Origin of the sequence: Mesorhizobium sp. L103C105A0, assembly GCF_000502215.1 — a bacterium.
Classification (GTDB): Bacteria; Pseudomonadota; Alphaproteobacteria; order Rhizobiales; family Rhizobiaceae; genus Mesorhizobium.
On the sequence record NZ_AYXF01000027.1, the window covers coordinates 1 to 24,068 of the forward strand.

Annotated in this window: 18 protein-coding genes and 2 pseudogenes; 11 read left to right on the forward strand and 9 right to left on the reverse strand. The window is 60.9% G+C overall.

Features of this window, described 5'->3' with window-relative positions:
- Positions 1 to 692 precede the first annotated feature (692 nt).
- The 3 genes from X727_RS0135045 to bluB form a co-directional block, all read right to left on the reverse strand.
- Positions 693 to 947 carry a helix-turn-helix transcriptional regulator gene (locus tag X727_RS0135045; protein ID WP_031197535.1) on the reverse strand — a complete coding sequence of 85 codons (255 nt, stop codon included), beginning with the start codon at positions 945 to 947 and terminating at the stop codon, positions 693 to 695.
- Between the two features lie 449 nt (positions 948 to 1,396).
- Positions 1,397 to 3,217 (reverse strand): glutamine--fructose-6-phosphate transaminase (isomerizing), encoded by a 1,821-nt coding sequence (glmS, locus tag X727_RS135740; protein WP_023835497.1) that lies wholly within the window; start codon positions 3,215 to 3,217, stop codon positions 1,397 to 1,399.
- 879 nt (positions 3,218 to 4,096) lie between these two features.
- Positions 4,097 to 4,732 (reverse strand): 5,6-dimethylbenzimidazole synthase, encoded by a 636-nt coding sequence (bluB, locus tag X727_RS135735; RefSeq protein WP_023835498.1) that lies wholly within the window; start codon positions 4,730 to 4,732, stop codon positions 4,097 to 4,099.
- Positions 4,733 to 7,197: 2,465 nt separating this feature from the next.
- On the opposite strand from bluB, the gene X727_RS135720 reads away from it, so the two are divergent.
- Positions 7,198 to 7,953 carry a Crp/Fnr family transcriptional regulator gene (locus tag X727_RS135720; RefSeq protein WP_023706251.1) on the forward strand — a complete coding sequence of 252 codons (756 nt, stop codon included), beginning with the start codon at positions 7,198 to 7,200 and terminating at the stop codon, positions 7,951 to 7,953.
- A 614-nt stretch (positions 7,954 to 8,567) separates the two neighbouring features.
- Here X727_RS135720 and X727_RS135715 read toward each other — a convergent pair.
- From X727_RS135715 to panB, 6 genes and pseudogenes are all read right to left on the reverse strand, one after another.
- On the reverse strand, positions 8,568 to 9,542 hold the full coding sequence (locus X727_RS135715) for a hypothetical protein (protein ID WP_023708080.1): 975 nt from the start codon (positions 9,540 to 9,542) through the stop codon (positions 8,568 to 8,570).
- Between the two features lie 170 nt (positions 9,543 to 9,712).
- Positions 9,713 to 10,123, reverse strand: coding sequence for a DUF2285 domain-containing protein (locus X727_RS135710; protein WP_023835501.1), 411 nt, complete (start codon positions 10,121 to 10,123; stop codon positions 9,713 to 9,715).
- Positions 10,124 to 10,578: 455 nt separating this feature from the next.
- Positions 10,579 to 11,211, reverse strand: coding sequence for an acyl-homoserine-lactone synthase (locus tag X727_RS135705; RefSeq protein WP_023707030.1), 633 nt, complete (start codon positions 11,209 to 11,211; stop codon positions 10,579 to 10,581).
- Positions 11,212 to 11,303: 92 nt separating this feature from the next.
- Positions 11,304 to 12,027 (reverse strand): annotated as a pseudogene (locus X727_RS1000000169720) (LuxR family transcriptional regulator).
- A 93-nt stretch (positions 12,028 to 12,120) separates the two neighbouring features.
- Positions 12,121 to 12,984: a pantoate--beta-alanine ligase gene (gene panC, locus X727_RS135700; protein WP_023740408.1), complete on the reverse strand. Its 864-nt coding sequence runs from the start codon at positions 12,982 to 12,984 to the stop codon at positions 12,121 to 12,123.
- Positions 12,981 to 13,841 carry a 3-methyl-2-oxobutanoate hydroxymethyltransferase gene (gene panB, locus X727_RS135695; protein WP_023835502.1) on the reverse strand — a complete coding sequence of 287 codons (861 nt, stop codon included), beginning with the start codon at positions 13,839 to 13,841 and terminating at the stop codon, positions 12,981 to 12,983. Before panB ends, panC begins: the two co-directional genes overlap by 4 nt.
- Positions 13,842 to 14,003: 162 nt before the next feature.
- Here panB and X727_RS135690 point away from each other — a divergent pair, with 162 nt between their 5' ends.
- The 10 genes and pseudogenes from X727_RS135690 to X727_RS135645 all read left to right on the forward strand — a co-directional run.
- Positions 14,004 to 14,972 carry a membrane protein gene (locus X727_RS135690; protein ID WP_023673634.1) on the forward strand — a complete coding sequence of 323 codons (969 nt, stop codon included), beginning with the start codon at positions 14,004 to 14,006 and terminating at the stop codon, positions 14,970 to 14,972.
- Between the two features lie 67 nt (positions 14,973 to 15,039).
- Positions 15,040 to 16,014, forward strand: coding sequence for a quinolinate synthase NadA (nadA, locus tag X727_RS135685; RefSeq protein WP_023835503.1), 975 nt, complete (start codon positions 15,040 to 15,042; stop codon positions 16,012 to 16,014).
- Positions 16,011 to 17,555, forward strand: coding sequence for an L-aspartate oxidase (locus tag X727_RS135680; protein ID WP_023697791.1), 1,545 nt, complete (start codon positions 16,011 to 16,013; stop codon positions 17,553 to 17,555). The genes nadA and X727_RS135680 overlap by 4 nt, the downstream gene beginning before the upstream one ends.
- Positions 17,552 to 18,406: a carboxylating nicotinate-nucleotide diphosphorylase gene (gene nadC / locus X727_RS135675; protein WP_023697790.1), complete on the forward strand. Its 855-nt coding sequence runs from the start codon at positions 17,552 to 17,554 to the stop codon at positions 18,404 to 18,406. The genes X727_RS135680 and nadC overlap by 4 nt, the downstream gene beginning before the upstream one ends.
- A gap of 90 nt (positions 18,407 to 18,496) precedes the next feature.
- A complete protein-coding gene (gene bioB / locus X727_RS135670) occupies positions 18,497 to 19,510 on the forward strand; it encodes a biotin synthase BioB (protein WP_031204886.1) in 1,014 nt (337 codons plus the stop codon).
- Entirely contained in the window at positions 19,507 to 20,658 is a 1,152-nt protein-coding gene (locus X727_RS135665) for an 8-amino-7-oxononanoate synthase (RefSeq protein ID WP_023740402.1), read from the forward strand. Before bioB ends, X727_RS135665 begins: the two co-directional genes overlap by 4 nt.
- Positions 20,655 to 21,290, forward strand: a complete 636-nt coding sequence (gene bioD / locus X727_RS135660; RefSeq protein ID WP_023673640.1) for a dethiobiotin synthase — start codon at positions 20,655 to 20,657, stop codon at positions 21,288 to 21,290. Before X727_RS135665 ends, bioD begins: the two co-directional genes overlap by 4 nt.
- On the forward strand, positions 21,290 to 22,555 hold the full coding sequence (locus X727_RS135655; RefSeq protein ID WP_023694887.1) for an adenosylmethionine--8-amino-7-oxononanoate transaminase: 1,266 nt from the start codon (positions 21,290 to 21,292) through the stop codon (positions 22,553 to 22,555). The genes bioD and X727_RS135655 overlap by 1 nt, the downstream gene beginning before the upstream one ends.
- The gene (locus tag X727_RS135650; RefSeq protein ID WP_023694886.1) at positions 22,552 to 23,535 is read left to right on the forward strand and encodes a beta-ketoacyl-ACP synthase III; all 984 of its coding nucleotides are present in this window, start codon (positions 22,552 to 22,554) and stop codon (positions 23,533 to 23,535) included. The genes X727_RS135655 and X727_RS135650 overlap by 4 nt, the downstream gene beginning before the upstream one ends.
- 432 nt (positions 23,536 to 23,967) lie before the next feature.
- Positions 23,968 to 24,068, forward strand: a pseudogene (locus X727_RS135645) (co-chaperone GroES); the annotation flags it as partial.

Sequence of the window (24,068 nt, forward strand, 5' to 3'; positions counted from 1 at the left end):
GTGGTCTCCGGGAAATTTCGGATCGGCTTAAGCAACCAAATCCTACGTCATTTCAACGGGCTTGCGCCACATCCACCAACCCCCGTGAATTTTTCAGGCTGGCAGAGAGGGTGCTTGCGGTGCACTCACTGACACGAGATCGCAAATGGAGGCGCGTGACCACCAGAACTGGTGACACCCAAGGTGGTCCGCTGGACCCGCAGGAGGAACCACAAGGTGTCAGCGGGCAGAGCGCAAGCGAGTCCCTTTCGATCTTTCTAGAAGCGCGCCGGCAGCCTGGGCGGGGGGCTTGGGGGTCAGACTGCCGGCGCACGCCACTCACGAAGAGCGGCCCCTTTTCCTGGTTCGAACGCCCATAGTCAACCCGGAAACGTCAGGATGCCCGCCATGTTACTTTCAGAGCGGCGCGACTTCGCCATGGTGGACGATTCAGCCTAGGAGTAGCCACTCTCGTAGGCCGAGTTGATGCTCAAGCCAGCATCGCCTTGCCGAACTAGGAAGAGTTCGCCGTTAGTCCTTCGTCGCGAGCCGATGCCGTCGTGCACGTTTCGTAGCACTCCGGGCGGCTATATCGCTTTGTTGTTCGGTGAGCTGCGCCAGAAGGCATCGCATCAATCGAATCAAGCGTCGACATCAGCCGCAAGCTTCACATCACAACAGCTAGTCCACCCATTGCAGATCATCCGATCTGTTCAGGCGGCGTCCGAAATGTCCAACTCCGACTCAAGAATTCCCACAGGTATGGAAAGCGATTTCGCTATCCGATCCCGATAGCCCTTGCTGTACCTCAGACCTCGCTCGATGTTTTGGATTTCCTCAGCGGCCAGCCCGCACGCGACGGCCAGGTCGTCGATCGAATATCCAAGGTGCTCGCGATAAGCGCGGACGATGTGGGTTCCCTGGGACATAGCCGTCAAGACTGGTTCGGGAATGCGCGAATCCTTCATAAACATCTCCAAGAACTGGGAGCTCCCTCGGAGATTCCTCCCGAGGCGCACACCTAGCAAATAAAAAAAATGGTCGTCCATTCGGCCGAACCGGCCTCATGCATGGGATGGGCCGCTGAATTGGCCGGGCCGGAATATGGCGGCTCACCTGCTTCTGATCAAGTATCAAGACTGCCCGTGCTGAGAGCCTGGTCGGCGTAACGCATGCGACCTGCGATCCTTCGTGGACCATTCTCGCCAATGGCTTTCTTGAACAGCAACTCGAACTTTCGGCACGGACACTGCTTCCTTCGGCAATCTCCACCGGCGAGGCAGCGAAAGACCCGCTCGTAACCTACCGAGTTTCGCAATTGCAGCAAACAATGGTCATCTGGTTTCATCCGGGCTTCGGATCCAGACAAGGGGTACCGCTTTCCTGGAGGCGCATCGCCACCTGTACAGGTTCACAATCATTCGACCGTGACCGATTTTGCGAGATTGCGCGGCTGGTCTACATCCGTCCCCATGAAGAGCGCCGTGTGGTAGGCTAGAAGCTGTATCGGGAGCGAGAAGATCATTGGCGCGATAATCTCGTCGACAATCGGCAGCACGAGCGTGTGCATGGTTTCGAGTTTCGATACGGCTGCCCCTTTTTCATCGGTGATGAGGATAATCCGCCCTCCACGGGCAGCCACTTCCTGCATGTTGGAAACGGTCTTGTCGAAAAGACGGTCATGGGGCGCGATGACGATCACCGGCATGTTCTCGTCTATCAAGGCGATCGGCCCGTGCTTCAATTCACCCGCTGCATAGCCCTCGGCATGGATGTAGGAAATCTCCTTGAGCTTCAGCGCACCTTCCATCGCTAGCGGGAAACTGGTGCCACGGCCGAGATACAGGACGTCACGACACTTTGACAGTTCGCGCGACAAGAACTCGATTTCCGGCTGGATGCTCTCGAGTACGTGGCCCATCACGCGCGGCAATTCGGCGAGGCTCCTGACGAGCTCCTGCAGCTCGTCTTCGGGGACCGTCCCGCGGGCTCTGGCGGCGCCGATGGCGAGTGCTGCTAGAACGGCAAGCTGGCAGGTAAAAGCCTTGGTAGAGGCGACGCCGATCTCCGGTCCGGCAAGGATCGGGAAAACCGTATCGGCCTCGCGAGCGATGGTCGATTCGCAGGCATTGACGATAGCGCCAATTTTCAGCCCACGCTCCTTGCAGTACCTCAATGACGCAAGCGTATCGGCGGTTTCGCCGGACTGCGAGATGAAAAGAGCTGCCGACTGCGGCGGCAACGGGATCTCGCGGTAACGGAATTCGGACGCAACGTCGATTTCAACCGTCAGGCGCGCATAGCGCTCGAACCAGTATTTTCCGATCAGTCCGGCGAAATAGGCGGTTCCGCAGGCAGAGATCGCCAAGCTCGGGACCTTGGCGAAATCAATGCCAGGAACCATGTCGCGACTGTCTATGATGTTAATGTAATGACGGAGAGCATGGGCGATGACCTCGGGCTGCTCGTAAATCTCCTTCTCCATGAAGTGGCGATGGTTGCCCTTGTTGGCCAGATCGGCCGCGGCCGTGGAGATATGGAGCGGACGCTCGACGGGACGGCCGTCGACATCGAAGATATGGGCGCCCGAATTGCCGACAACGGCCCAGTCGCCGTCGATGAGATAGGTAATTTCATTGGTGAAGGGAGCAAGGGCGATCGCGTCGGAGCCCAGGAACATCTCGCCGTCGCCGTGACCGATCGCGAGCGGTGGCCCGTTGCGCGCCGCCGTGATGGTCGACGGTTCATCTTCGAAGAGGATGGCAAGCGCATAGGCGCCCTTGACGCGTTTCAGCATGGCACGCGTGGCCTCTTGCGGCCTCATGCCCTCTCGGCGGTATCTTGCCAAGAGATGCCCAACGACCTCGGTGTCGGTGTCGGTCTGGAACTCGGCGCCATCCGCCGCCAATTCGTCCTTCAGCTCGGTGAAGTTCTCGATGATGCCGTTATGGACTACGGCGACACCGTCGCTAAAGTGCGGGTGCGCATTGCGTTCGGTCGAGGCCCCGTGGGTTGCCCAACGCGTGTGGCCGATGCCGACGTTGCCGCTCAGCGGCTCTTCCTTCAGTCGCCTCTCGAGGTTGACGAGCTTGCCCTCGGCGCGCCGGCGGTGCAAGGCACCCTCGATGATCGTCGCAACGCCGGCGGAATCATAGCCGCGATATTCCAAACCCTTCAACGCGCCGATCAACCGATCCGACACCGGCTGTTGCCCAACGATGCCAACAATCCCGCACATGTTCGTCTCCGCATCTTTGCGGGCAGCACCAGCCCACGCGAGACGGATACCCGTCCGGCCGCTTTAAGTGGCGGCCTTGTAGTAGAATTCCATAATATTGGTAAAATTGATTGTTGTGATAACTACCATCCACCCGATGGATAGGTCGGCCGCTTGGAGCCACGACCCAAACTTCTATTCGCGCCTGACGCTCTTATGAGGATCGCAAACTCACACCCGCGGCAGGATCACGGCCTCGGAAAGGCCAGGAGGCCTTGGACAGTGGACGGACGACGGGCCTGCGGCCCCTTGCCAGGCAGTCGGCACCTGGAGCAGGGTGCCGCCGACTTGGGCATCGGCGATGGTCTGTCTTGGCGACAGCCTGAGTTCGCTTCAGGACCGTCGTCGTCTCGCGCGGCTGCCGGTGTCAGTTGACGATAACAAATGTCCGCCGGGGGCGAGCGCCTCGCGCACGGCACGTGCCAGCCGCGGTCGGTCCGGGACGCCGTCGAAGGCGTTGGCCGTGAAGACTCACGGGGCGTGACACCAGAGTAGCGAGTTCGTAGCGCGTAGCCGGCGACGAATTCGCAATTGGTCGCGCCGGCGCCGGTCAGCCGGCGCTGCGCGGCCTCCAGCTGGTCGGCGTAGTGCGACGACATGGCGGGTGATCGTGGCGATCGGCACAGCCGCCCCGCAACAGAGGTCGACCACCTCCATGCCCGGCTTCAGCCCGGTTGTCGCAAGCGCCATCTTCGCTGCGGTCGCGCTTGTCATGCTGCTCTTTCCTGGCCTTTGCAAGAACACGAACCTCGGCTTCGGTCGGAATGGCAATGTGGCGAAGGGCGACCCGATCTGCGTCAAGCTCATCGCCAGGGAAGAGGCGAATGATGAGCAGCCCCACTATCGCCTGATCACCACCGGCGGCCGCCGATTTTCCCAGCATTCGCGTTCCAAGGTCGGCATGTCGTGCTCCTCGCTGGCATAGCCGAGGCAGAAATAGCCGATCAGCGTCCATTCGGGCGGCGTGTCGAGAATTTCGGCCATCTCGGTCGCATCGAGGATCGACACCCAGCCCATGCCGATGCCCTCCGCCCGCGCCGCCACCCACAGTGTGTGCACTGCCATGACGGCCGAATAGTCGATGGTCGCCGCCATGGTCATGCGACCGAGCCCATGGCCTTGTCGAGTCGTGCGGTCGGCGAAGACCGCGAATTGACAGGGCGCCTCGTCGAGCCCGGCAAGCTTCAGCCGGGCATAGAGTGCGGCGCGCTCTCCCGAAAAGCGCGTGAGCGCCTCGGCATTGCAGCGCTCGAAGCAGTCTCTCACGGCAGTGCGCCGCTTGAGGCTCTCGACGACTACGAAGCGCCAGGGCTGGCTGAGGCCAACGGAGGGCGCAATGCTGGCGAGCTCGAGCAGGCGTTCCAGCGTACCCTCTGGCAGAGCCGTCGGCTCGAAGCGCCGCACATCCCTGCGCCAGCGCAGCAGCGTGATCAGCTCGGAGCGAAAATCGTCGGTGAAATCTGGAGGTGACGGCATGGCGGTCTCGTTAGGTATGGATTGGCATTAGGGAGTACAGTGTGGACAGCCTCTGCCTATTGCCAAGCTGGCTTGTTGCGTCCGACAATCGCGTCATGCGACCCCAACCGCAAACGATAGAAAATCTTTCCTGGTGGGCGGCGCTATTACGATGCAATCGACCAAGCCAGTTTCGATCAGCGCGCACCGCGGTGAATCGTGTACCAGGCCGTTGCTAAATGCGCCATTGACACTCAGGCGCACCCGTATCGCTCACCAGGCCTCGGAATGCAGAGAACGTCGGCCTGGAACGCGGAGACGGCGACAGGCATCTCAGCTTGCATATGGTCGTTCCTGCCGCACCGCCTGCAACTCAGTTTGCTTCCGACCACGTCGGCCTCGACGTCCCCGAAGATTCCCCAGGTCATTCGGCAGATACCATCGTCTGTCGTCATAGCGCCGCAGCGGACAGCACCAGCTGCCCAGTTTCATTTGGTGCATCGCTGAGCTTCCAGTCGCCACCGCAATTTCGTCTTCCACCAGCGTCAGGCATGACCCAAATTGGAGCTCATCCCTCTCACAGTCGATTCGCGCTTGAACTATATGTTCTACTTTCGTTCACTGTTCGGACGACACATTAGAAAGAGCTGGAATGGAATGTTTCATCAGCCCTCGACAGCCGCCAAAGGTGGCCGCTGTTCAAGCCCGCCGAAAAATTTGGATGCCGTTCACAAGGGGAGAGCATTGGTAGGACCATTCCGGCACCATCTACCTCTTTGTTCTTCTCGGGGAACATCGCCCGGGCCAGTGGTCTCAATCGTGACCGGAGAGTAAAAATAACTGACGCGCATCAGGGCTCGCGCATGTGGAACGAGATGAGCATCCCAGTTACTGGCACATTCTACAATCAGCTACCAATTGACAAAACGTAAGGCAGGAGACGGTTGAGACGTGGAAGGTGTTCGACCGTCGTACCGCAGAGTCGCCATAAGTCGCATTTACGAGGCCCTAATATTTGATGCAAATGGCTGGGAACGTTGCTCACCCTCAACTCGGAGGTGACCGTTAACATCAACAGCGGATGGGCTGGTGCCGTCATGAAGTTGGAGGGCGACTTGCCTCCTCTAGCCGTTTTCGCAACCTATTCCGTCGCCGTCTCGGTCAAGATCATAGATATCGGTGCCCACGACAGAGACCGGCCCGTGTACGTATGCGGGACCATTGCCCTTTCCGGAGGAACAGTCGACATCGCTGGCGATTGGAACACAGGCGCCTGTGTAGTTAGGGTCGCAGGATTCTTGGCCATGAGCGCTGCTGATGAAGGACGCCAGACCCAGAGCGACCGCGCCTAGACGATGAAACCGCATCAAACACCCGCCAGCCAACACCCAAGAAATCTTACCGGGCATTTTAGCTCCATGCAATATTAGCGCTGGCTTGGGCGCCTATATATCACCACCAAGCTCCAAAGAGACAAGTTATTGCCCCACTGCAATGATCAAGATCGCGTTGAGGGTCGCGCGATGGCGGGCTACTTGATTTCGGTTTGCCAGATGCGCGGCCAAAGACCGACGCGTGCTGCCAGGCATATGCATCTGCGGCGGGGTTTGACTTTGATTTTGCGAGGCAGGAAGGTCGCTTGCTGTACAGAGGAGCTTATTGCCGAGGTCGAGAATCTTAGTGCAGATCGATGGTAGTGCATCCACATCAGTCTGATTTTCGACAGCCGTCGTCGAGCCGGAGTGCGCATCTCCCTCTGCGGTGAGGCCTCCGTAAGCGTCTGCGACGACTGACAGAGTCGACAACCACGCGCTTCGTTCAGCCCCCCGAGGTGATCATGGCTGAAAGCGGTCCTACAAGGGCGGGCGATGTTAGCCGTCAAGGCCGACAAAAGGCAAACGCTGTGGGATCGTGTGCAGGGCGAGGTCGGCGTCCCGGTCCCGAAGGAGCATAAGAAGGACAAGGCGGAATGGCTGAAGCCGGGACTGGTCGGCCGGGTCAGGAGGTCGAAGAGCGAAGAGAAGCTGCGCCACGCAGGCTACCGGATTTCTGGGAGGATAACCAAAGAGCGCGGTCAGTCTTGGGTATATGTACGATTGTTACCCAAGCGGCGGCCGGCATGGAACTCTCATCCTCGTGGAGCTAGGGTTGTGCTATGGCACAGCCCTTTCAATCCGCCCCAGTGAGAGCTTCATTTCAGATGATCGTGGACCACTATGAGACAGCGGTTTCACTCCAGGAGCGCATTGTAACTCGCGTTCGACAACGCAATTTGTCAACGAAAGGTGATGACGAATTTCTGGAGCATCTGAATGCCGCGTTAGAGCGGGTGCGCCAAAGCTTGGCTCGGGCCGATTAACGTAATTGATTAAAAAATGGGACAACCGCGGTCGGCAGGCATACAGTGTGCCATCGACGGCAACTCTAAGGGCGTCCGTCGGCTGTGAGCGATCAACATGCTTCCGCCCCAATAGGGAGAGGGAGCTATGACAGACTCCAGTTCACGAACTCACACTGCCGCGCAATGCGACACCCGCCAAAATTCCATCTATCGCAATTCGCTGCTGCTTCGAATGTGCTCGGCAGATTTGGCCTTGCTGCAACCTCATTTGGAAAGCGTCTCCCTTGGACTGAAGACGCATCTCGAAGTGGCGGGGTCTCCAATCAGAACCGTGTACTTCTTCGAGAGCGGTCTCGGGTCAGTGGTGGGCGAACTGCGGCCTGGTATTGAAGCTGAGATCGGAATCATAGGTTGTGAGGGTATGACCGGCTCAGCGCTTATCATGGGCGATGACCGGTCAACGCACGATTGTTACGTCCAATTAGAGGCCCGAGCCTTTGTTATCGATGCGGGCCTCTTCACCAAGGCGCTTTTGACAAGCCCAACCCTGCGAAGTTTTCTGCTCCGCTACGTTCACTACTTTCACCTCCAGGCAAGCTTCACCGCGCTCAGCAATGCCCGGATGAACATAGTCGACAGGCTCTCAAGATGGCTGGTGATGTGTGATGATCGCGTCGACGGGAACAGCTTTGCGATTACGCACGAGTTCTTATCAGTTATGCTCGGTGTCAGGCGGCCCGGCGTCACCATAGCGCTGCAAACCTTGGAGGGCCAAGGTCTGATACGCTCAATGCGAGGAGAGGTAGTCATTCTTGATCGCGCGCGTCTAATTGCGCTGGCTGATGGGTCATATGGCAGGGCTGAAGCCGAATACGCTCGGCTAGTCGGCAAACTGCATTGANCTAATTGCGCTGGCTGATGGGTCATATGGCAGGGCTGAAGCCGAATACGCTCGGCTAGTCGGCAAACTGCATTGATCGCAGGCGCCGCGGCGTCCGTAGCGCCGCGACGGTGATCGCCAACGAATGTGCTCGAACAGGAGATGGTCGATCTCCTGCATTGGAGTCACGTAAGCCGCCTAGACAGAGCCTTCACCGCCGACGTTGCCGAGCATCGGGATCCACGACGAAGCTGTCATGCCGGCACCGCTGCATGCGCCGCGCGAGGAACAAACCGCCCCTCGCCTTCGTTCAGGATCCCGAAGCACGATACGGCTGTGCACCACCTTCCGGCCACTCAAAGGAGACCCGAGACGACTCGGTCCGTAAAGGAGGTTTTCGAAGAGCATCTGAGGCTTCGCGCGGCAGGCGATATCGAGGAGGATCTCTTGGGCGCACTGCCATCTAACCTCGATTAAACAGGCACTGATGCGCTGGCTGGAGCAATGGCGAGACTCATTGCACCAGCCAAGTTCAGGGCATATGCAGACAACCGCTTTTGGCCCGGAACAGATCGATTGGCGGCATAGCCTTATCTTCCCTCACAACGGGAAGGCTGTTTCGGGACTTTTCGAAATCAGCGGATCACAGGCTCGCCATGGAAGCGGCGGCGCGATGGAGGAGAAACGCCGAAGCCAACTTCCATCATCAGCCGTGGCCTGTGCGACGGCACGGTGCCCATATGGAACCCGAACGGATCCTCGACGAAACCGAAACCGGCCTTGCCGGTCAGCGTGACCGGACTCTGCTTGCCGTAGACGTCCAGAATCTCTTGCGCTGGATGGCCGACGACAAGCGTAAATTGGTGCTTGAGGGCGCGGCGATCATGGCTGCCGCGAACATAGATATGCGGGCCGGTCCCCTCGTCGACGGGCACCAGATAGAAAAAGAACTTCAGCATCCGCCAGTCGTCCAGGTCGAAGTGGTATTTGCCGAGCGAAGCCAGGTTCTTGTCCGCGTCCGACGCCTGGCCGGTCGGGAAGCTCCACCAGACGCGCGTCGTGATCAGCGTCGCCTGGCCGCCGAGATAGTGCGCCGCGATATCCATGAGCAGCGGATCGTTTTGGATGGCAACGGCCGACTTACAGCCCAGAATGCGCTCGAAATAATGGCCGCTGAGCAACGGACGGCCAAATCGCGCCTCAGCCTCCGCATGCTCCGCCGGCATGAACTCGAGTCGGCGATCGAAATTGCCGAAACAAGGTGTGCACCTGGCGAATGCGGCTACATCTTCAGCCACCATTGCAGGCAGGACAAGGCCGGGAAAAAGCCCATCCATCCGCAGCGCGTCGACAACGTCGTGGCAATTGACACCGGCAAACATCGTGTCCTGGGCTCTTTGCGGCCTTCGGACCGGCTTTGCACCACGCCAGTGCATTCTCCGTGCCGGCATGGTGCGCGCCAACATGAACATGGGCAGCCACGCCGGGTTCTCGCGAATATCCGACAGGTAGGTCGGAATGCGTACGGCTATGCGACGCAGCATGCTGCCGTTTCGCGCGATTGTCTCAAGGCTTGCAGCGCCGGCTTTGTCGGAGTTCATAACGGTCATCGGGGTCCTCAGGTCATGAATGCACTTATCGACGAAGTTGGGTCCCGGTGTTTCGCCGAAACCCGATTCGCCGCGGAAGAACTAGGCGCTTGCCACGTTTTGTGCAACGCACCATTGCAGTGAGAAAATGGAGGTTGCGCGTTCGTATAAGACAATCGCAACCACTCCAATTACCTCAGGAACTGTCTGTAGCCGCCGCCCATCAGGTAGCGACCGCGTTGGATGGCGCGACGTACCTGATCGCGAAGATGGCCGCCTGGATGACGCCAATCTTCTTCGACACGGCGTCTCCCGAACAAGGCAATGGCGACCTCCTGATGAGATGCTCCCGCCAGCGAGCCATCCAAAGCCTGCAGTACCATACGCAGACGCGCTCCGCGGTGTTCCGGCGGAAAGCAAGCAGCTGACACGCGGCGGCAATCATTGATGTCGTTCAGGAACTGAAGGGCAGCGACATGGAACTTGAGGTGCTGCGGCTGAAGGATCGCGTCGACATATAGCCGCAACGGGCGGAGGACGGACGCACCGGAAACGGCGATCTGCAGACTCCGGCAGTTCTCCCTCAGCAGCACGTGCTGCATGCCCGCAGCTGTCAGCAGGATGTCCTTGCAGCATGAGAGCGAAGAAAGGTGAAGCGGTTCAAAATCGTGGTCGAGCCCCAGCGGCTCCGCGGCCGCTCGTAGAATACAGGCGCAATCGCGCGGATCCCAAAAGACCCTCGCCGATGTAGCGTCCGACTGTGGCGCGTCCGCGAAAAAGGAGGCTCCATTGTCTTAGGAAAGCTGATTCTGTCGTCAACTCGATTATCTTCATGTCGGCCTGGGTTCCGACAAAGCAGGCGGACGGTGCCATTTTGGCGTGGTCGCGCTGGAATTGTGGATTGCGCCGAAGAAACTCCCAGGCCCAGCCAGTGCGTGGCAATCGTCTGGCGTAGTGGTAAGCGTCCTGGCGACGCCAGTCCGGCCAGCATACAAGGCCGACCGTCGCTTCCTTGGGCAAACCAGCATCCTTCATGGCACAGGTGTCCACAATGGCGCTATGCTGACGGGCCTAGAACCGGTTGCCACAGTACCGGTCCGCTCAGACGTCCCCTGCTGCGGATGCGCAAAAGGCTCGCGTGGGAAATCTCGAGAAACCCAGCCACCGCCTCCGTTTTGCCGACGCACTTGGGTTCTCCGATGCGCGACAATGGCCACGTAGCAAGGCGGAGGATCCGCTCCATGCGCGTGTCCGTCACCGTTACGATCCGGGTCAGATCCTTGGCCAAGCCGAACTCGATCATGCCCGCGAAGAGCTCGTAGGTCGCCTGAGCCAGCCCGCCCGCTGCCTTGGGCGCCGACGGAGGAAGATCGAGCGCGAAACGACTGCTCTCCCATATGTCGGTGGTCGAGGGCACGACGTCAGCACCCAGCAGCACCGGGAAGGTGTCGCGCAACATTGTGGGTCCGGTGCTGGGCAAAAGACGCACGCAACCGCGAATTCGCCAGTCGGATCCTTTGAGGAGCAGATAGACAGGCTTGAGAGCATCAAACGGATCGGATTCCATCTGGTCTTCGGTATCAACTTCCCAATCGAGCCTTTCCTTGAACACCCGAAACCTGAGCCCGTGCATCTCTTTGAGCTCGCCTGCAAAATCACTGTAAAAGTCTGGTGCTATCAGTTGCATCATGGTCGCCTCCATGTGGGATGTGTTCCCGCCATCGAAGGGCAAAGCTGACAGCAATGCAGCCTGTAGAGGTTTACAGGTATCGTGGCTGAGAATCAGGATCTCGTCAGGCCGGAGGCAGCCATTCGTGCAACGGCTTGGTTGATCGTTCGAACGCCAAACTTTGCCTTGGCGTTTTCCAGATGAAAGGTCACGGTGCGCTTTGAGACGCCGAGAAGCTGGCTAGTATCCCAAGCCGACTTGCCGCGCGCCGCCCATTTCAGACACTCGAACTCCCGCGGGGTGAGCGTTACACCATCCACCACGCGATGATCGGCGAGCCTTCGCCGGACATGGATATGAAAGTTGATGGCCACCAGCTGCAATGCTTTTTCGTAACGTGCCAGTGACCGCAACAGAGGCGGACGGGACTCGTCGGAAGCAAAGGTCAGGGCAGCAAACCGGCCGAGATGATCATGCATGGACATCGTCAGGCCGCCGCAGATGCCAAACTCAGCCGCACTCTCTAGAATTTGTTGCTGCGAATTCGGCAGACCGTGCCGAGCGCGATCCACACCCCAATCGAATGTATCCCAGCCTTGCAGCCCGCGCAGGATGACCGGATCGAGACTGGTACCGCTGTTGCAGATAACGTGACGTCCAGGATGAAGGATAGTTTGAAATCAATTGGGGGGCGTCGCCGGAGGCTGACGGGTAGGTGAAATAGGCGAATAGCGGGAAGTCGAAGCCGGCTGCAGCGGAGGCCATTGCCTCACCGAGATCGGCAGCATCAACACTTGCAGACAGTTGCTCGACGAAGTTCTCAAACACGCGATGCATGTGTCCTGTGCGTAACCTCCGTAACGCTCAATGCCAGGCAGAGACCTTGTTTTAGATGATCCCGGACGAATACGGCGCGTGCCGAGAACGTGGCTAATCTGTTGAACCAATCCGAAATAGTCTGACGTTGTCTATGAGCCGTGTGCCGCCGAGCCAGGCGGCGGCAAGCAACCGTGCCGGTCGATCGAGGCTTGTTATCGGGTGCAGATCTGCCTCATCGCGAAGTTCCAGGTATTCGACCTCGCGATAGCCTGCAGCCAGAATTGCTGCGCGAGATTCTGCAAGCGTTGGCAGGATGGGTGAGCCGCGCTCAAGCCGCTCAGCCGTCTTGAGCAGGACCGATGATAGCTTGGGAGCAACAGCGCGTTCCGCTGGCGAGAGCCGCACATTGCGCGATGATAACGCAAGACCGTCGGCTTCACGGACTGTCGGACAGGCAACAATGGTGATTGGAATATCCAGATCCCGGGCCATGCGCCTGACCAGGTGAATTTGCTGAAAGTCCTTTTCGCCAAAGAAGCCGAAGTCAGCGCTGGTCTGCAGGAAGAGCTTGGCGACGACGGTCGCCACGCCGTCGAAATGCCCCGGCCGGAATGTACCGCACAGGCCTTCGCTGACACCGCAAACCGAAACGGTGGTGGCGAAGCCCGCCGGATACATCTCCTCTGCATCTGGCGCATAAAGCAGGTGCGCGCCAACCGGTGCCAGTTTGGCGGCATCCTCGTCCTCGGTGCGGGGATACGCGGCAAGATCGGCCTGGCTGTTGAATTGCTTCGGGTTGACGAAGAGCGTCACTATCACACGGTCTGCCTTCTCGAGTGCAGCGCGCACCAGGCTGAGATGGCCCTCATGCAGGACGCCCATCGTTGGCACCAGGGCTATCCTCACACCTTCGCAGCGCCATGCGGCGACGCTTTCGCGAAGCTGGTCAACGCTCCTGACGATCGGCACGCTCACGCTGCTTCTCCGCTCTTGGTGGCGTCCGTGTCGGCGGGCTTGGGCGCATCGGCAAACACGTGCTCTGCGGCGGGAAACTGGCGCTCCTTCACCTCGCGCGCATAGGAAGCGATCGCAGCCGCAGCCGCCTCCCGGAGTTCAGCATAGCGCTTGACGAACTTGGGCCGGAAGTCGCCGAAGAGGCCCAGCATGTCGTCGACGACGAGAATCTGGCCGTCACAGGCTGCCGAGGCACCGATGCCAATGGTCGGGGTCGCCACCTCCTTGGTGATCCGGCGGGCGAGCGCTTCAGGAACCTTCTCCAGGACGACCGCAAAGGCGCCCGCTTCGCTCACCGCAATTGCATCGCGCCTGATGCGCTCGGCATCCCCGCCCCTGCCCTGTACGCGGTAGCCACCGATGGTGTTGATGGCCTGCGGCGTCAATCCGACATGGGCCATGACGGGCACGCCGCGTGCGGCGAGGAAGCCGATCGTCTCTGCCATCGCTTCGCCGCCTTCGAGCTTGACGGCCGTGCAGCCGGTCTCGGCCATGACGCGCGCGGCATTGCGGAAAGCCTGCTCTGGGCTTTCCTCGTAGGAACCGAACGGCAGGTCGACCACCATCAGCGCCTGCTTGATGCCACGGCGCACCGCCTGGCCGTGCGTGATCATCATCTCCAGCGTGACACCGAGCGTCGAGGGCAGGCCGTGGAGAACCATGCCGACGCTGTCGCCGACGAGCACCACATCACAATGGGGATCGACAAGCCGGGCGACTGGGGTGGTGTAGGCGGTAAGGCAGACGAGCGGCGTCCCACCTTTGCGCGAACGAATATCCGGCGGTGTGATCGCCCTGGTGTCACCATAAGCGCTCATGGGACCCTCCTTCCCCTACGTTACCAGCTGCGGCTGTCGCCTTTGGCACATTTTTGTGCAGGTGCGAAGAGCAAAAAAATGGCCATGCAGCTGCGGGGTGTTGACGTGCCAATTGGCACGCTTACACTAAATCGATTAAGGTGCCCCCGAGTTGGCCAAATAATGGACGATCAGGCAATAGGACTCAGGAAAGACAGAGCCGCCGGCAAGGCCGACAACGTCAAAGTGGACTTGATCGCCTTTGTGGTCGCCGTAAACGGCAGTCAACCCTGTGTCCTCACCATCGGCCAGGCGGACACCTTGCCCTCCGGTCCATTTGCGCTTGAGCACCGATCGCTGCAATCCGGCTTGAGGGGGTGGGTCGAGCAGCAAACCGGCCATCGGCTGGGGTACATTGAGCAACTCTACACGTTCGCGGATCGGGATCGCATCGGCGCCGAGCGCCAGCAGCGCGTCATCTCCATCAGCTATCTCGCATTGACGCGCAAGGAACAGGCAGCGGGCTCGCCCAAGTGCGGATGGCAGAGTTGGTATGAATATTTTCCATGGGAGGACCACCGCTCCGGCACGCCTGCGGTCGTGCTGGACGTTCTGCGGCCGCGCCTGATCGAATGGGCAAACGGGGTTGGCGATTCGGCCACGCGACGTGAACGCTGGCAGCGGGCGACGATAGCCTTTGGCTTCGACGACCGCCTTTGGAACGAGGAACTCACGCTTCAACGCTATGAGTTAGTCTACGAAGCAGGCCTGGTCCAAGAGGCCGTAAGAGGGCGGGACGCAGGACCCCCGCCGCTGGTGCCCAGCAAGTCCATGGTCGCCGATCATCGCCGCATCGTGGCGACCGGCATTGCGCGGCTGCGCTCCAAGATCAAATACCGCCCAGTCGTCTTTGAGCTGATGCCGCCGGTCTTCACGCTTTTGCAGCTGCAGCGAACCGTGGAGGCGCTCGCCGGCAGGCTCATCCACAAGCCGAACTTTCGCCGACTGATCGAACAGCAGGAGCTGGTCGAGGAGACCGGAGAGGCCACCACTGAGACCGGCGGCCGGCCAGCGAAGCTTTTCCGTTTCCGCCACGCCGTTCTCGACGATAGGCTCATCGCCGGGACAAAATTGCCGCTGGCGCGGGGTTGACATCCCTTATACTCACAGCAAGTATATGCTGGTTATTTTCAGTTAGAGTATAAGCGGGAGGGGGTCGATGGGCGCCATGCTGCCTACGGCCGCGTTGCTCTACGAGCGCGTCCGACGAGTGATCCCGCCGAGCGAATGGCCGGCTTTCGCCGAGGATATCGAGGCGATCCTTGCGCTGAAGCGCGAGCGCAACGCGATCATCCTGGCGCACAACTATCAGACGCCCGAGATCTTCCACTGCGTGGCCGACATCGTCGGCGACAGCTTGGCACTAGCCCGCACGGCTGCGACGGTCGAGGCGCAAGTCATCGTGCTGGCCGGCGTCCATTTCATGGCCGAAACGGCCAAGCTCCTCAATCCGGGCAAGACCGTGCTCATTCCGGATCTCAGCGCCGGTTGCTCGTTGGCGGACTCAATCACGGCAGAAGACGTGCGCTTGATGCGCCAGCGTTATCCCGGCGTTCCGATCATCACTTATGTAAATACGTCCGCCGAAGTGAAGGCCGAGTCGGATATCTGCTGTACATCCGGCAACGCCAAGGCGGTCGTCGAATCCCTTGGGGTTCTCCGGGTGATCATGTTGCCGGACGAATATCTGGCCCAGAATATCGCCGCCCAGACAGATGTGCAGATCATCGCCTGGAAAGGGCGTTGTGAGGTGCATGAGCGCTTTTCACCGGCCGACATCCGCGAGTTGCGCGAAAGCCATCCCGGCGTGGTCGTGCTCGCCCATCCCGAATGCCCGCCCGACGTCGTGGCTGAAGCCGATTTTTCCGGCTCGACGGCTGCCATGTCCGACTATGTCGAAAGGCAAAGGCCGCCACGTGTCGTGCTGATGACGGAATGCTCAATGAGCGACAACGTCGCGTTAGCCCACCCAGAGGTCGAGTTCATCCGGCCCTGCAATTTGTGCCCGCATATGAAGCGGATCACGCTTGCCAACATCCGCACGGCGCTCGAGCAGAACCACCATGTCGTAACCGTCGAACCCGGGATCGCCGGGCGCGCGCGGCTAGCGGTCGAACGGATGCTGGCAGTTTGAGCGCCGACCCCCGCAGCTTCTTCGGGCGGCCCATCATCATCGGCGGCGGCATCGCCGGACTGATGACCGCGCTTCAACTGTCGCCGGAGCCGGTGCTTCTTCTGTCAAGGTCGCTGCTGGGAGCTGACAACTCGAGCACCTGGGCCCAGGGGGGCCTGGCTGCAAGTTTCGGCGAAGACGACGATCCGGCAATGCACCTGGCCGATACGGTTGCCGCCGGGGATGGTCTCTGCGACAGAGACGTGGCGAGCCGCATCCTCCAAGCCGCGCCTAAGGCCATAGAGGGGCTTGCGGGCTTTGGGGTTCGCTTTGACCGCACGCCGGAAGGATCACTGTGCCTCGGATTGGAGGCCGCACACAGCCGACGTCGCATCGTTCATGCGCATGGGGACGGCACCGGGCGTGAGATCATGCGTGCGCTGATCGCGGCTGTGCGTTCCACTCCGTCGATAGTTGTCGTGGAGGGCGTGGAAGCGCGCCGGCTCGCCGTGCGAGAGAATGCGATCCGAGGCGTCTGGGCGAGCTGTTCGATCGCACCTTTCTTCTTCGGCTCACGGCGGGTCGTCCTCGCCACCGGTGGCATCGGGGGACTGTTTCTCGACACCACGAACCCTTGGGGCAGTTGCGGACAAGGCCTTGCGCTTGCGGCCCGCGCTGGAGCTGTCCTAGCCGACCTCGAATTCATTCAGTTCCACCCGACCGCGCTTGACGGCCCAGAACGCCCTATGGCGCTGGTCAGCGAGGCTGTGCGAGGCGAAGGTGCTGCCCTGATCGATGAAACCGGCCAGGCTTTTCTCCAGAGCGTGCCCGGGGCGGAACTTGCGCCTCGCGATGTCTTGGCCCGCGCCGTGTGGAACCATCTTGCGGACGGCCACCATGTTTTTCTCGATGCCCGACAACGGCCAGGCCCGGCATTCGCTCGACATTTCCCGACAATCGCATCAGCCTGCCTTGGAGCGGGCATCAATCCCGCGCGCGATCTCATCCCCATTCGTCCGGCCCAACACTACCACATGGGTGGCGTTGCCGTGGACAGCTCGGGCAGGACCTCCGTCAAGGGGCTGTGGGCCTGCGGCGAAGTCGCTTCGACAGGACTGCATGGCGCCAACAGGCTCGCCAGCAATTCCTTGACGGAGGCAATCGTGTGCGCCCGCTGGGTCGCTGAAAGCGTCGCCGGAACGCCTGCGCGCAGAACAAGGCCTGCGTTTGCGAACGTTTACCCACCGCCCGCTCCGATAGCCGTGCGCGTTTTTCTGTCGCGCGCACTCGGCATCGTCCGGGATGGTCAAGCGTTGAAAGCAGCCGCGCGTGCCTTATTGCCGCTCGCCGAAAGCAAGGATGCGGCCTCGGATCCGGCGGCTGTCGGCCTAATGATTGCTGTTGCCGCCTTGTTGCGCGAAGAAAGCCGCGGCGCTCATTACCGGACAGATTTTCCTCATCATGCGACTGCCGCCCGACGGTCCGAAATCACGCTCGAAGCCGCCTTGGCGGCTGCGCGGGAACTCGGACACTCGCCAAGCTCCGAAGGTGCAAAGGGATGATGCTCTCACCGCTCCCCACGGTCCTGCTTGAGCCGCTTGTACGGGCATCTCTTCTTGAAGACCTTGGCAGAGCCGGCGACTTGACCACGGACGCCATCGTCCCGAAGGAATGCCAAGCGGGAACCGTGTTGGTGGCGCGACAGTCCGGAGTTGTCGCCGGCATCGATCTGGCGATGCTCGCTTTCGGCTTGATTGATCCTGGTGTCGAAATCTCCGTGGAGCGGGCAGACGGCTGCAATGTCGTGGATGGAGAGGTCATTGCATCAGTGGTTGGCCCGGCCCGGGCCATTCTCACAGCCGAAAGGACGGCACTCAATTTTTTGTGCCATCTGAGCGGCATCGCCACAGCAACGGCATCGATGGTCGCTGCGGTTCGTGGATATGGCGCGAAGATCGTCTGCACCCGCAAGACGACGCCCGGATTGCGGGCAGTCGAAAAGTATGCCGTGCGCGCAGGTGGCGGGTCCAATCACCGCTTCGGCCTGGACGATGCAATTTTGATCAAGGACAACCACATCGCCATCGCAGGCGGCGTCCGGCCAGCGCTCGAGCGAGCACGAAGAGCGGCCGGTCATCTCGTCAAGATCGAAGTCGAGGTCGATACTCTGGCCCAGTTGGAGGAGGTACTTGGCTTCGCTCCCGATGCGGTTCTGCTCGACAACATGTCCCTCCCCGATCTTCGCCGCGCCGTCGCAATGGTCGGTGGCCGCGCTATCACCGAGGCTTCTGGCGGGATCACGTCGCATACAGCGCGAGCGTTTGCCGCGACCGGCGTTGATCTGATTTCGGTCGGCCGACTCATCCACAGCGCGCCGATCCTGGATATCGGCCTCGACCATCGGGGCTCATGATTGTCTGAGTAACGAACAGGATTGGGTCAACTGTCCTTTCCGATCACTAGTCAGATAGCAAAGACCCGCAAGTCATACCGGAGGAACAGCATGGAGATGCAAACGGCAAGTTCAACGCAGACACCGCCACAGGCCAAATCTCTTGACCCCCCTGACCCTGGAGCGTGGACCTTGGAGAAGGCTCAGGCACTTTACCATGCCCCCTTCAACAATCTCCTCTTCCTGGCGCAAACGGTGCACCGCCAGAATTTCGATCCAAACAAGGTCCAGCTCAGCCGGCTGCTCAGCATCAAGACCGGAGGATGCCCGGAGGATTGTGGCTATTGCAGCCAGTCGGCGCGTCACGAAACCGGGTTGGAGGCGTCCAAGCTGATGGAAGTCAGGCGCGTCATCGCCGAAGCGACCAAGGCGCGTGATGCCGGCGCCACCCGTTATTGCATGGGCGCGGCCTGGCGAAACCCCAAGGCGCGCGACATGGATGCGGTGGTGGCGATGGTCGAAGGCGTCAAGGCGCTGGGCCTGGAGACCTGCATGACACTCGGCATGCTCGATCTTGAGCAAGCCGTGCGACTGAAGCAGGCGGGTCTCGACTACTACAACCACAACATCGATACGTCAGAACGCTACTATAGCGAGATCATCGGTACGCGGAGCTTTGCCGAGCGGCTCGAGACGCTTGACCACGTTCGCAAATCCGGCATCAAGGTCTGCTGTGGAGGCATTGTCGGCATGGGCGAGGAGCCGGTGGACCGGATCGACATGCTGGTGACGCTGGCCAATCTGCCGGAACATCCGCAAAGCGTTCCGATCAACATGCTGATCCCGATCGCCGGTACGCCGCTTGCAGACGCCAAGCCCATTGAGCCGATCGAATTCGTGCGCGTGATCGCGCTGGCGCGCATCATGATGCCGAAATCGCATGTCCGTCTGTCCGCCGGCCGCACCGCGATGACCGACGAGATGCAGGCGCTGTGCTTTTTTGCCGGCGCCAACTCGATCTTCTTCGGCGACACGCTGCTGACGGCGGACAATCCCGGTGAGGACAAGGATACCCTGCTGTTCCGGCGCCTTGGCATCGATCCGATGGAACTCGAGGCGCAATGAACGGGGCGCCGCTTGCCCGTTATGATGCGACCTTGCAGGGGCTAGCGCGCAAGGACCGGCTGCGGACGCTTTCGCCCCGCGCCGGGCTGGACTTCTCGTCGAACGACTATCTCGGGCTGGCCGCGTCCAGAAGACTTGGCGATGCGGTTGTGGCGGCGATTGCGCGGGGCACGCCGGTTGGCGCCACCGGGTCGCGGCTGTTGCGCGGCAATGCACCGGAACACGAGCAGCTCGAGGCAGACGCGGCGGCATTCTTTGGAGCCGACCGCGCGCTGTTCTTCGGCAGCGGCTACATCGCCAACTTCGCTCTGCTGAGCGCCCTGCCGCAGAAGGGCGATCTTTTGGTTGTCGATGAGCTCGCCCATGCCAGCATGCATGAGGGTGCGCAGGCCGGGCGCGCACAGTTCGTGCTGGCCGCGCACAACGACGCCACCGCTGTCGAGGATGCGATTACACGTTGGCGCGTCGCAGGCGGCATGGGATGCGTCTGGATCGCGGTGGAAAGCCTTTACAGCATGGATGGCGACTGCGCGCCTTTGGAGAGCCTGGTCGCACTTGCCGATCGGCACGGCGCATTCATCGTCATTGATGAGGCGCATGCCACCGGCGTCTGGGGACCGGATGGCCGGGGGCTTGCCGCCGCTTTCGAGGGCCGCGACAACATCATAGCGCTCCACACCTGCGGCAAGGCGCTCGGCGCATCTGGTGGGCTCGTCACCGGGCCGAGGGCACTGTGCGAATATCTGATCAACCGTTGCCGGCCATTCATCTACGCGACCGCGCCATCGCCACTGATGGCGGTCGTGGCGCGCGAGGCACTCGCAATGCTCGCCGACGAGCCTATGAGGCGTGTTCAGCTGCATGAACGCGTCGCCAGCGCCGGCCGGTTGGTCAATCGCTGGGGTGTGACACCAAGTGGCTCTCAGATCCAGCCCTTAGTAATCGGCGATGTCAGGCGCACCATGGCAGTGGCGGCGCGCCTGCAGGCCCGCGGCTTCGACATACGCGGCGTTCGTCCTCCGACCGTGCCCGAGGGCACGTCGCGGCTGCGCATCTCACTGACGCTCAATATTGGCGAAGCCGACATTTCCGCCATGGTCGAGGCGCTGGTCGAGGTGTTGGCCCAAACATCACCGGAGGCGATATGACCCAACGCATCGTCATAACCGGAACGGATACCGGAGTTGGCAAGACCGTGTTTGCGGCTGGGCTCGCCGGTTTGCTGGACGGCTTTTACTGGAAACCGGTGCAATCGGGCCTCGACGGCGAGACCGACAGCGAGGTGGTCGCGCGGCTTGCCGGCTTGCCCTCAGAGCGCGTGCTGCCGGAAGCCTACCGCTTGCGGAGCCCGCTGTCGCCGCATCGTTCGGCCGAGATCGACGGCGTGGCGATCAAGGCTGCCGATCTTGCTTTTCCCGTCCTACCGACGCCGCTCGTCATCGAAGGCTCCGGCGGCCTAATGGTGCCGCTCAACCGGCGCACAAGGTTAATCGACATCTTCGCTGAATGGCGGCTGCCCGTTATTCTGTGCGCCCGCACCACACTCGGCACCATCAACCACACCTTGCTATCGGTCGAGGCGCTCCGCGCCCGCTCCATCCCGTTGGCGGGCATCGCTTTCATCGGCGATGAGATGGCCGATACGCAACGGACCATCGTGGAATTCAGCGGTGCCCCGCAGCTCGGCAGGCTGCCGCACCTCGATGTGCTGACGGGCAAAACACTGAGGGACGCAATGGTTGCCGGCTTCGCCTTCGCCTCGATTACTGGAGGTGACTGATGTCGCAGTCTCATGTGTGGCATCCCTTCACCCAGCACGCACTCGAGCCTGCGATCCCAGAAATCGTCCTGACTGAGGGCGCCTATCTCCACAGGGCCGACGGCGCCCGCATCCTGGACGCCATCTCCTCCTGGTGGGTCGTCACACATGGCCACCGCCATCCCCGCATCATGAAGGCAATCGAGACAACCGCGTCGAGCCTCGACCAGATTATCTTTGCGGGCTTCACGCACGAGCCGGCAGAGCGCTTGGCCAAGGCGCTTGTCGGCCTCGCTCCCGCTGGACTCGACTGGGTGTTCTATTCCGACAGTGGCTCGACCTCAGTCGAAGTCGCGCTGAAGATGGCGCTCGGTTATTTCCGCAACATCGGCGCGCCGCGCTCGCGCATCGTCGTCATGGAGCACAGCTATCATGGTGACACGATTGGAACGATGAGCGTCGGTGCGCGTGGCGTGTTCAACGCCGCCTATGAACCCTTGCTGTTCGAGGTCGACATCATCCCCTTTCCGGCCGCGGGGCACGAGCAGGAGACGCTGGATCGTTTCGAGGCTGTGACCCGCGATCGACGAGCCGCAGCCTTGATCGTCGAGCCGCTGGTGCTGGGCGCCGGCGGCATGCTGATGTATCCAGCATCGGTTCTGGCCGAATTGAAGAAGATCACTGAGGCCTCCGGCTCGCTGCTGATCGCCGACGAGGTGATGACCGGCTGGGGACGCACCGGAACCATGTTCGCCTGCGAGCAGGCATCGATTTCTCCAGATATCCTGTGCACCTCCAAAGGCTTGACCGGCGGCACCATCCCGCTGGCCGTAACGCTTGTCACCGATGCCATCTTCCGGGCGCACTATTCCGAGGACCGGAAGAAGACGTTTTTCCATTCGAGCTCCTACACCGCCAATCCGATTGCCTGTGCGGCAGCACTCGCCAATGTCGAGATCTGGCGCGACGAGCCAGTGGCCGGGCGGATCACGGCCTTGAGCGTGATGCAGGCCGTCGGGCTGCAACGCTTTCGGGACAATCCATATTTTGTCGACTGTCGAGCCACGGGAACGATCGCGGCGCTCGACCTGCGAACCGGTTCAGCAGGTTATCTCGCCGAGATTGGTCCGAAGCTGCGCGCTTTCTTCCTCGAGCGCGGCCTGCTTGTGCGCCCGCTCGGCAATGTCCTCTACCTTCTGCCACCCTATTGCATCGCAGGCGACGAGCTCGAACGACTCTATGACGCCATCGAGGAGGCTGGGGAACGCTTCGGGTCAAGGCCATGAGCAAGTCGTCGCGCATTCTCGGACTTGGCCATCACGTGCCTGGGCGCAAGGTGGCCAATGCCGAGATCGAGAGCAATCTCGGCCTCGAGCCGGGCTGGATCGAAAGGCGTACCGGAATCCGTTCGCGCTTCTGGGCAACGGACGAAGACACGCTGTCGGGTCTTGCCACCCGGGCTGGCGACATGGCGCTGGTGAACGCCGGTATTGCGCGCCACGACATCGGTCTGCTGTTGCTTGCCACCTCGACGCCCGACCATCTTCTGCCGCCAAGCGCGCCGCTGGTCGCACACAAGCTTGGCCTTGGCCGCGCAGGCGCGGTCGATCTGACCGGCGCCTGCGCCGGCTTCATCTATGCGCTCATGTTTGCGGACGGGTTCACCCGCCTGCATGGCAAACCAGCGCTGGTCATCGCCGCCAACATCCTCAGCCGCCGCATCAATCCAGCCGAGCGCGCGAGCTCAGCCTTGTTCGCCGATGCCGCCGGCGCCCTGGTGATCGGTCAGTGCGATGATGCTGATCGGGGCATTCTCGGTGCCTCGGTAGCTTCGGACGGCTCGCGCTACGGGCTGATCCAGATTCCCGCAGGAGGAAGCAACACGCCGTTCCATGGCGACCTCGACCTCGGGCAGACCCGGATGACGATGACCGACGGGCCCGAAGTGTTCGCAAAGGCCGTCGAGATGATGACCGATTGCTCGACAGCCGCGCTAGCCACTGCGGGAGTGCGGCCACACAATGTCGGCCGGTTTGTGCCGCATCAGGCCAATACTCGGATTTTCGGCGCGGTCGGAAGAAACCTCGGCATTGCGGACCAAGCAATTGTCAAGACGATTGCCGAATACGGCAACTCTTCGGCCGCGACGGTCCCGCTGTCGCTCTCGCTCGCCAACCAGATGAAGCCATTCCAGCCAGGAGAGAAAATCCTTCTGGCGGCGGCGGGTGCGGGTCTCAGCGGCGGCGCTCTCGTGGTTGGAATCTAGCCGGCCGGCTCACGCGCGCAGGATTGGTCATGAATGGCAATAGGAGCAACAGAACCAATGCCAAAAAATGGCCTTCTGAAGCTCGACATGACCAAGCTGACGCAGCACGACCCGTGCGAGCCTCTGGATGAGTTCAAATGCAACACCCGTTGCACCAATCGTACCACCTGAATAAAGCTCAATTACAAAGGGTGAGCCGCCCCATATATGTCGGATACCCGACATTGTTCACATAAAAGGCTCGATGCTTACACGCTCTTTGCTGACTGCTCTTTGCTGTCTTCTCTTTTCTCTTTTCTCTTTGCTCTTCCGTCTTGACTAGCAGGAGCCTGCGGCTTATCTCATTGCCGCGTTAGCACTCGCTTCGGCTGAGTGCTAGGCATGCTCCGGCAACGGAGCACCGTTCAACATCCGCACCAAGGAAATCCAAAAATGGCAAAGTCGAATTTCCGGCCGCTGCATGACCGCGTGGTCGTACGCCGGGTCGAATCCGAATCCAAGACCGCCGGCGGGATCATCATCCCGGATACGGC